We start from the raw sequence: 8,896 nt of genomic DNA, 5'->3' as shown, positions 1-8,896 counted from the left end.
CAGCTAACGACTGCAACAGGCTCAAACTGTCCTCAAGGATGTAATTATTCTTGGTCTATATCGGGCGGAGCTTCAGGAAGTTGCGCTTCAGGTAGCGTTTCTGTTGGTGGTAGTGCATCACCTTCATGCTCTATATCAGGAAGTGTGAGTGATTCAAGTACAATGTCTGGTAACGTTTCTATTATCGTGACTAATAGTGTATCTTCAGCTTACAGCGACCAAGACTCAGAATCATATTCATGGCAAAATACAACTCCAGATAATCCGTTTAAAAATGTAGTTGCAGGGTGTTATATTGATACACATGAATTTGATAGAGCAAGACATGGCGGATGTCTACAAACAATTTCAAAAGATACGTCAGCTCATTGGAGTGTAGGTGATCATCTAGGGCGTGAACATTTTAGCTTCAGTAATTCGGTTGATTGGAATGTATCAAGTTGGAGTGGAGATTGTAACTCTTCGGGTAGTAATTGGAATGTTTCAGTACCTCATGTGGGAGAACACAACTTTATTTGCTCTGTTACTGTCGAGCATATTCCAACAGGAAAAGTGAGAAGCTTTAGTGTTTCAGCAAAAATTTTTAACAATAAATAATCTGCATAAAGGCGTACTTGATGATTATAAAGATTGAGTAATTGGGGATGTGCCATGCCTTCTTCTGAAACTAAATTACAAAGTTATAGAATGGATATGAGTGAACTACCCCGCGACTAAAGATCACGGGGCTTCTGCAAACCTAAATTAGGCCGCTTCTTTTTTCTCAGTTCCCACACCAAACTTTGATTGCTCAAAGACTTTCGTTTTAGAAGGTGATTTCTTCTGAAATTTGGGCAGCGCCCTGGCGACTATCCCAGTCGCCATTAAATCTTTTTCGCCTGTATCTGCAACAGATTTAGCAGCAGCTAAATCCCTACACTGCACCACTTTACAGTTTTCACAGGCAAATTCTCGCACACTTAAATCGAATTTATGTTCGTGCTGACATTCACAACAAATGCCTGACGATTTCACATATCGACCAATTTCATGATACACAGAGCCATTTAATTCAGCCTTATATTTGGTCAATTCTGTGATCACCCCCATCACATTATCGTTCACCATTTGGCCGTTAAACTGCTGCATTCCTTTCACGTTTAAATCCTCAAACACTATGATATCACTGGTCTTGGCTATCGAGCAGGATACTTCGTGAGCGAACGCGAGGCGTTGGCGAGAGATTTTTCCGTGAAGCTTATTTAAGCGTGTTTTTGTTTTGTGCCAGCGATTTGAGCCTTTCTTTCGACGACTCAGCTGGACTTGAATTTGTTTTAATTTCGTTGATGCTTTTTTAAAAACTTTCGGATTTTTAACGTACCAACCGTTCGAGCCGACAACCGTGTGCTGACTGTTGATGTCATAACCTACAAGCGTTGATAGCACTTGCTTTGCGCTCTTACACTCAACTTCTTGAGTTAGTGAGATATCCCACTTCCCATGACACATTTGGACGGTGGCAGTCTTAATTTTACTGGCTAATTTACGATGCAGAATAATCGGAATTTTGCCAATTTTCGGAATGCTAATCGCACCTTTTTCAATGCGAATGCAGTTGGAGTTATTGACGCATCTAAAACTATCATCGTGTAGTTTTTTCTGCTTAAAACTCACCTTAAAAGTCGGGAATTGCTGAACCCGACCTTTGGTAAGTGAATTTTTCAAAGCCGTTTCCAAATCACGCGCCACTTGCTGAGAAGCGGCAGAGTCAAAGGCTTTGAGCCATGAAAACTCTTCAAACTTTTTTAAATCCCGAATCAATCCAGCCATTTCATTGTAAAACAGAAATGTTTTATCGTACCTATATCGACGCATATTTTCAGACAACAATAGGTTCCACAATCCACGAGCATACGAACAAAACTCAACGAGTTTAGCTTCTTGTTCTGCTGTCGGTTTGAGCCGAAAATTGTATCTGAGCGTCTTTTTCATATACTGTACAGACTACTGTGTAAGACGAGGTTGTCAAGTGGAATATCAAACCAATTCACATTGTAAGTATCTAATTGCTCTTCATTTAATTCTGGTGGTTAAATATCGAAAACAACTATTGATTGGGGATTTAGGTCAATTCATCAAGGCCTCTATATTTGAAATATCAGCAGTCTCCGACTTTTCAGTTGAGGAAATTGAGATCGACTAAGATCACATTCATATTCTTATGAGGATAAGCCCAAAGTACAGCGTTTCTCAGCATGTCAGGAATATTAAACAGATGACCACCAGTCAAACTTGGAGGGCTTTTCCTACACTTAAAAAGCAGTTTTGGCTAGAACAAACGTTTTGGTCAGATGGCTACTTTGTTTGCTCTGTTGGCAATGCTTCCTCTGATACAATTAGAAAATACATTCAAGAACAAGGTTAGCTTATCGATTCATCCCAGCGACTAAAGATCACTGGGTTTTCTCGACGGTGTTCGATAAAGAAAACCACTCCATAAATCCAAACGAACCAAAATTACCACTTTGCTCAATTTCCCATGTAGATAGACCGTCACAATCTACAACATGCCTATCGCCTTTTAGAACCAAGAAATTGGACTCATTATACCCTTTATTACTGTATAGGACATGCATCCCATACATGTTCCGTTCATCTTGAATTGAAAGGTGAAAATCATCCTCGAAATCACCATCGTAGTAATATGAAGGCGGATTTACTTCAGCAAAAAACACTTCGTTAGCTTGTTCCTCGGTTTCTACAATATAGTTGGTTTTACAGTTAACCTCATCTATCTCGAAACTGTGATCATTATGCTCCTTGATAAATGATTGTGCTTCACTATTCATTAAACCAGTAGCTTCATCAGCAGATACTATTTCCCATTCAGCAAGACAAATAGTTGAGGAAACGTCAATTAATTTGACATACATGCCTGTATTTAGATCCTTAATTAATACTTTATCCATACCAATCTCCAGACTAATAATGAATTGTGACTATAACATTTTTAAAAGAGAAAGGTCTTTTAAAATCAAAAGTATGCATTCGCGAATAAAGATGTAGAAACCAATCAATTACACCGTGTCGATGTAATTATTCTATTGGATTAATGTAGGTTCAGGTGCAAGTCCTACCTTTATTTTAATTTATCAATGTAAATGACAGCTGTTGAAGGACGTTACTTTGTTGTTGTTTTTAATAAACATACCTTAATCAATGGGGTTAAAGTTTACCAGCGCACTAAAGAACATTACCAAAAAGGAAATTAAAGCTACCAAAGTGGTAAACATTTTATAAGATAGTTTACCACTGGTTAATTATAATGCCGATATCGTTATATATCCCCAAAAGTGTAACCATCAATTGACGTCCTAAAATACTTACTTATACTGGTTTTTAATACAGGTATAGAGTAATGGTTATGATCATACTGAAATCCACGTCTGACTTTGAAATTGAAAGCATCAAATACCCTAACTTCCCGTTATTAACATGGGAGACTGACAATTCAGATCTAGGGATTGAATCAGGTATGCTTTGTGTCGAAGGTATGCAGTTCTTGATCTATGAGTGCTTGAAAAGAGGTCGTGTTGGTATCGAAAGACAATAAAGTTTGATCAGTTACATTAATGATTGATCATTTTTTAATAAAGAAGAATGTTGGGTAGCGAGCGTTGTTCTAAGTAATTTTATAAAAAAACTCACATAAAGCTTATGTCCCTTAAGAGCGATCAACAGCCGTCCAAGCATCTTCTGACTAGAATCATTTTTTCTCTATAGCTGACGTTCGAGCTTACTCCACTAAAGCTAACTACTCCGCCCCAAGGTAACCGATCATTCTGGGGTTAGATCACCCCATTCAAGCCAGATCTGACATTAAAAAATTATCACCAAACTTTTCTTTCCAAACTCTTGGAGTAAGCTCTTCAACTTTTGAAGCGGGATGCATACTGACACGTTGCAACACATCAACAAGATAATGATAGGGATTGATTTCTTGTAAGCGGCAAGTAACCAGCAAACTTTGTAAAATACCTAACTGCTCAGCGCCTAACTCACTCCAACAAAACAAATAATTTTTTCGCCCCATGGGAATAACACGTAAAGCTCTCTCTAGATGATTGGTATCCATGGCAACATTTGGGTTAGCAAGGAACACTTTCATTTCAACTTGCCGCTCATTCACATAATTTAAGGCTTTGGTGAGTTGGTTCTTTGGTGTTAAGTCAGTTCGTTGTCGTTGCTCGTAAATCCAATTAAAGAATTCAGTAACAAGTGGCTCACTGTGTTTTTGCCGATAGGCTAACGCATCACTTGCCTCAGTGATGTTTTCTTTGATGTGTTTCTCAACTTTATAAAGCCGTGCTATTTGGTCAATGGCGTTTTGTGCTGCTATCGGCTCAATCAATAATGCTCCATCGAAATAGCGTCTGGCATGCACCCAACAAGCGGCATGGGTAATGTTTTTTTCTTTCTCGTTAAGTTTTGCCACGGTTTTACTGTAAGCAGCATACCCATCGGTGAGTAATGTACCTGTAAATCTTTCAAGCTGATTTTGGGCATGCAAAAAACCTCTAGAGTTAGACCAAGTAAAGGCTATTTCATTGTTGTCACCATACATAGGCCAGAAGTAAGTTTGTTTCATCTTGCCTTTGCTTTTTCTTCCTGCTTTTATTGGGACTTCATCCATAGCAAGGGTTTGACTGTTGATGATGGATTTCAGATTAGCTTGGTAGATAGGCCGCAGGAGTTCAATGCCTTTTTGAACCCAGTTAATCAAAGTGGCTCGACTGATATGAACACCTGAATCAATCATGCGTTGATGTTGTCGATAAAGTGGCAGATGGTAAACGCCTTTATCAACCATTAACCCTGCAATAAGTGATACATCAGCATAACAACCCTCAAGTACATTGCTTGGTGCTGATGTGATTTTCACTGTTTGCTCACCTTTATGGCGAACAACAGGACGACGGTAAATTAATATCGTGTAACTGCCCGGTTGCTGAGCTAAGCGGTTGGTTTCTTTATAGCCGATAACTTCATAGTTATCACTGTCTTCACCTTGTAATTCTGGTGCAGGGATGTCGATAACTTTAGTGGGAACCGACGCATCAAAACGCAAACCCGTGTCATTGACTTCATCGCCATTAAGTTGCTTGTTGGATTTACGCTTGTGGGCTTTGATATCGGTGGTTGTATCGATTGATGGGGATGTTTTATCTGTAGCGAACAATGAGCCTTGAGCACTTACTTCATCAAGTAATTGTTTTTCTGATTTACGACCAAAGAGTTGACGTTTGAACCAATCAAGCTGCTGTTCAAGCACAGCAACATGCTCTTCAAGTACTTGAATTTTATCTTGTTGCAAGGGCGTTGTTTCAGTTGTTTTCATGCTGTGTATTATAACAAAACCTACCTAACATAGCGCTTGTTTTGTGGTGCTTTTTGCCAATTAATACCTTCAATTAAACACTGTAATTGCGCCCAATTAAGTGACAGTTTATCTTCATCACCATTAACTCGGTGAAATTGCCCTTGTTCAAGACGTTTGCTCCATAAACAGTAACCGCCACGGCTGTAGTAAAGGATTTTTATGTAAGTGCGACGCTTATTGATAAAAACAAATAGCTCACCACTATTAGCTGGCCGCTTTAGTTTTGACTGTGCTAGAGCCGCTAAACCATCAAATTGTTTTCGCATATCAACGGGGTGTGCATAAAGCCATACGGATAAGTTGGGATCTTGCAGTAACATTAGTTATTCATCATGCGCAGTACAACGCCGTTAGGTAAAGATAATTCTATATCCCAACTTTTTGATGGTACTACTTGATCAGGCACAATATTCACCCAATCACCCTGATCTTCCTCTACTGGTGTAGATTTGTTAGCTAAGGTTGGGCAAAACGAGTTTTTTGTTAATGCTAAGCGTTTACGCCATGCATAGAAGCTTGATGGGTTAAGTTTTTGTTGTTTACAGAAGGCTGCTATTTGTAAGCCGCTTGATGCATGTTGCTTGAAAATTTGTTGCCATTGCTCAGATGTTCTATGGATATTTGCCATTGTTTTTCTTAGTGAGTAAATAATGGCATTATTTTAGAGAATTTAGGTTAGGATGAAATACGTCTTAAAATGATCGCTTACGCCCCAAGAAATCACAAAAACCAATGATTATATTATGACTCCAGCTAGCCAAAAGCTGACAGTTTTGGATTAATTATAAATTGATAAGTTTTGTTGAAATAGTTACTCCAATGATCCAGCTTTTATGTCAGCTATCTTCAAAGATAGCTGACATTAGAAGATTATTTCTATGGCGCTAACGGCCCTAAGCAAGATAGAAACTATAAATTAGTCGCAAGAATTATTTAAATATAACCCCCTTAAGGTTTAGGTAAGGTTCATTATTCATAATCTTTTTAAGAAATCTGAAGTGATTAATTAAAAGGGTAAAACATGGAACAACTATTCGAAGTATTAGATAAGCGAGCAATCAACTTTCCTAACCAAGGAGCGTTAGTTTCAAGCGAAGCAAGTACGCAAATCATCATTACCAATCAACAATTAGTCGATCATATAACTCATGTTGCTTCATTTTTTGAAACAGAAGGCGTTCAGTGCATAGGTCTTTATATGGATAACTGTGCAGCGTGGATACTTTGTGATTTAGCAGCGGCAAAACTAGGTGTCACGCTTGTGCCAATTCCCTTGTTCTTTACACAATCTCAAATCGATCATTTAGTAAACTCAGCTGGCGTAGAGGCGATTATTACGCAGAGTTTACTGTCAGATATTTTAAAAAGTAATAAATCTGTAAATTTTGAAAATACTGAAACAACTTTACCCCTTGAAAACACTATTATGCTGCGAGTCGTCGCTAAAGAGGGAACTGATAATAAAGTCGATTTAGCGAATAGCATTAAAATAACCTATACCTCAGGCTCAACAGGAGATCCTAAAGGGGTATGCCTGTCAGCTGAAAACATTGGCGCTGTATGCGAAAGTATCGAAGCATCGATGAGCTCAATGGCAACAACAAATCACTTATGTGTATTGCCTTTAGCAACTCTGTTAGAAAATGTCGCTGGCGTGTATGTATGTTTAATGCACGGTGGCGTGGTAGTAACTGAACCATTAGCTGCATTGGGTTTTATGTCAAATGCAGAATTTGATATCAGTAAGTTGCTTAAAAAAATAGAGTTGCATCAAGTGGGGAGCCTTATTGTATTACCGCAAATGTTAACGCTTTTAGTTCACGAGTTTAATGAAACCATTTCAAAGCAGTGCGTAAACTTGCAGTTTATTGCTGTCGGTGGCGGGAAATCGTCAATACCTATTTTACAGCAAGCCAAGAAATTAGGTTTACCTGTTTTTGAAGGTTATGGCTTATCGGAATGTGGCTCTGTGGTGAGCTTGAATTTATCGAGGCAGCAGAGAATTGGCAGTGTCGGAAAGCCTCTACCGCATGTAAATGTTGTCATTAGTGAAGCCGGTGAAATAGTTATTGAAGGACAATCAATGCTAGGTTATTTAGGTGAATTAGACCAACCTTTAGACTGTATTTATACTGGTGATTTAGGTTACATCGATGAAGAAGGTTATATATTTGTTTCCGGCAGAAAAAACAACAAAATTGTCAGTAGCTTTGGTCGAAACATATCCCCTGAATGGGTTGAAGCAAGTTTGTCAGCTTCTCCTCTTATCTCACAAATAGCCGTTTTTGGCGAAGCACGCCCATCGTTATCTGCCGTTGTTGTTTCTCCTTGTTATAGCAAGCTACAAATACAAGATGCTATTGATGAATCTAATAAATGCTTACCCGATTATGCACAAATTCGCCAGTGGGTTCGTGCTGAATCCCCCTTTAGTCCTAAGAATAATTTACTGACAAATAATGGACGTTTAAAAAGACGGAATATTGAAAAGGTATATCAAGAAAAATTAGCTGAGCTTTAGTTTTCGCTTAACTTTAATCTAACGTTAGAAGAAGTTTTAAGGAATGCACATGAATAACATAATTACACCAACACAAAACCATGACCTAACAGCTGATTTAAATGACGAAGTAATCATTGAATTAACAAAAAAACATTTAGCTAGAGACGGCTGGGTACTGTTAAGAGGATTTAATACCAATTTAAATAAGTTTAGTGAATTACTGCAACAGTTTTGTCAGCAACTTACCTTTGATCCTGCAAGAGACTTTGCCGATAAAGCGAGTCAAAAAGTGAATGCGGGAAAAGAGTCAGTAGGTTTACATATAGAAAATGGTAACACGCCTTTTCCTCCGCGCTATGTCGGGTTTTATAGTGCTAAAAGTGCAGAATATGGATCGCAAACCACAATTTGTGATGGCCGAACATTATTTAAAAATATGCCTGAAAAATTGCAACAAAAATGGCAGCAAGGGGTAACAGTCTCTAGACAATTACCAGCACATTTATGGCGTAAATATGTAGCAGCTCAGCACCCAAACGTAAATTCTGAGAACGAAGTTAATGAAACACATTTAGCAGACTTTATTGCGGTAAACCCACATCAGCGTGGCACTATTAATAGTGATGGAAGTTTAGATTATGAGTTAGACATTCAGCCTTGCTTAATCGACGAGAGCACGGATCAGTTGAGTGAAATAACTTTCGCCAATGCCATACTCGGCCCTTCATTTAATTACGAAAAGCCCACTTATACCTTTGCCGATGGTGAACAAATAAGTGACTTAATGATACAGCAAATGGCTGATTTGGCAGAAAAATATACCCATGAAGTTAATTGGAAAAATGGCGATGTTGTACTTATTGATAATAAAAGAGTAATGCATGGCCGAAGAGCAATACATGGTGATCTTGTAGACCGACAGCTATTTATTGCCATGGGCACTTAATCGTTCATTAAGCTTTCAGCAGTAGGTT

General features: G+C 38.4%; 10 protein-coding genes. 5 read left to right on the top strand and 5 right to left on the bottom strand.

Annotation, left to right across the window (positions count from 1 at the left end):
- Nucleotides 1-597 (top strand): hypothetical protein (locus CJF42_RS27325; protein WP_170940521.1); only part of this gene is annotated, 597 nt, incomplete at its 5' end.
- Nucleotides 598-744: 147 nt separating this feature from the next.
- Here CJF42_RS27325 and CJF42_RS07560 read toward each other — a convergent pair.
- On the bottom strand, nt 745-1,971 hold the full coding sequence (locus CJF42_RS07560) for an RNA-guided endonuclease InsQ/TnpB family protein (protein ID WP_095366093.1): 1,227 nt from the start codon (nt 1,969-1,971) through the stop codon (nt 745-747).
- 217 nt (nt 1,972-2,188) lie between these two features.
- On the opposite strand from CJF42_RS07560, the gene tnpA (CJF42_RS28075) reads away from it, so the two are divergent.
- The gene (gene tnpA / locus CJF42_RS28075) at nt 2,189-2,404 is read left to right on the top strand and encodes an IS200/IS605 family transposase (RefSeq protein ID WP_353651675.1); all 216 of its coding nucleotides are present in this window, start codon (nt 2,189-2,191) and stop codon (nt 2,402-2,404) included.
- Between the two features lie 28 nt (nt 2,405-2,432).
- Here tnpA (CJF42_RS28075) and CJF42_RS07550 read toward each other — a convergent pair whose 3' ends face one another.
- Nucleotides 2,433-2,948 carry a hypothetical protein gene (locus tag CJF42_RS07550; protein WP_095366092.1) on the bottom strand — a complete coding sequence of 172 codons (516 nt, stop codon included), beginning with the start codon at nt 2,946-2,948 and terminating at the stop codon, nt 2,433-2,435.
- A 455-nt stretch (nt 2,949-3,403) separates the two neighbouring features.
- On the opposite strand from CJF42_RS07550, the gene CJF42_RS07545 reads away from it, so the two are divergent.
- Nucleotides 3,404-3,592: a hypothetical protein gene (locus CJF42_RS07545; RefSeq protein ID WP_252097552.1), complete on the top strand. Its 189-nt coding sequence runs from the start codon at nt 3,404-3,406 to the stop codon at nt 3,590-3,592.
- 249 nt (nt 3,593-3,841) lie between these two features.
- On the opposite strand, the gene tnpC is transcribed toward CJF42_RS07545, so the two are convergent.
- The 3 genes from tnpC to tnpA (CJF42_RS07530) are packed head-to-tail and all read right to left on the bottom strand — an operon-like array spanning nt 3,842 to nt 6,047.
- Nucleotides 3,842-5,377: an IS66 family transposase gene (gene tnpC / locus CJF42_RS07540; RefSeq protein WP_095366091.1), complete on the bottom strand. Its 1,536-nt coding sequence runs from the start codon at nt 5,375-5,377 to the stop codon at nt 3,842-3,844.
- A gap of 20 nt (nt 5,378-5,397) precedes the next feature.
- Nucleotides 5,398-5,739, bottom strand: coding sequence for an IS66 family insertion sequence element accessory protein TnpB (gene tnpB, locus CJF42_RS07535; protein ID WP_095366090.1), 342 nt, complete (start codon nt 5,737-5,739; stop codon nt 5,398-5,400).
- Nucleotides 5,739-6,047, bottom strand: coding sequence for an IS66 family insertion sequence element accessory protein TnpA (gene tnpA, locus CJF42_RS07530; protein ID WP_095366089.1), 309 nt, complete (start codon nt 6,045-6,047; stop codon nt 5,739-5,741). Before tnpA (CJF42_RS07530) ends, tnpB begins: the two co-directional genes overlap by 1 nt.
- A gap of 393 nt (nt 6,048-6,440) precedes the next feature.
- On the opposite strand from tnpA (CJF42_RS07530), the gene CJF42_RS07525 reads away from it, so the two are divergent.
- On the top strand, nt 6,441-7,940 hold the full coding sequence (locus CJF42_RS07525; protein ID WP_095366088.1) for an AMP-binding protein: 1,500 nt from the start codon (nt 6,441-6,443) through the stop codon (nt 7,938-7,940).
- Nucleotides 7,941-7,989: 49 nt separating this feature from the next.
- Complete coding sequence (locus CJF42_RS07520; protein WP_170940520.1) at nt 7,990-8,868, top strand: TauD/TfdA family dioxygenase; 879 nt, start codon at nt 7,990-7,992, stop codon at nt 8,866-8,868.
- Nucleotides 8,869-8,896: the final 28 nt, after the last annotated feature.

Origin of the sequence: Pseudoalteromonas sp. NBT06-2, from assembly GCF_002276045.1 — a bacterium.
GTDB lineage: Bacteria > Pseudomonadota > Gammaproteobacteria > Enterobacterales > Alteromonadaceae > Pseudoalteromonas.
Note: the sequence above shows the minus strand (reverse complement) of the source record. Positions and strands in the feature narration are given on the sequence as shown.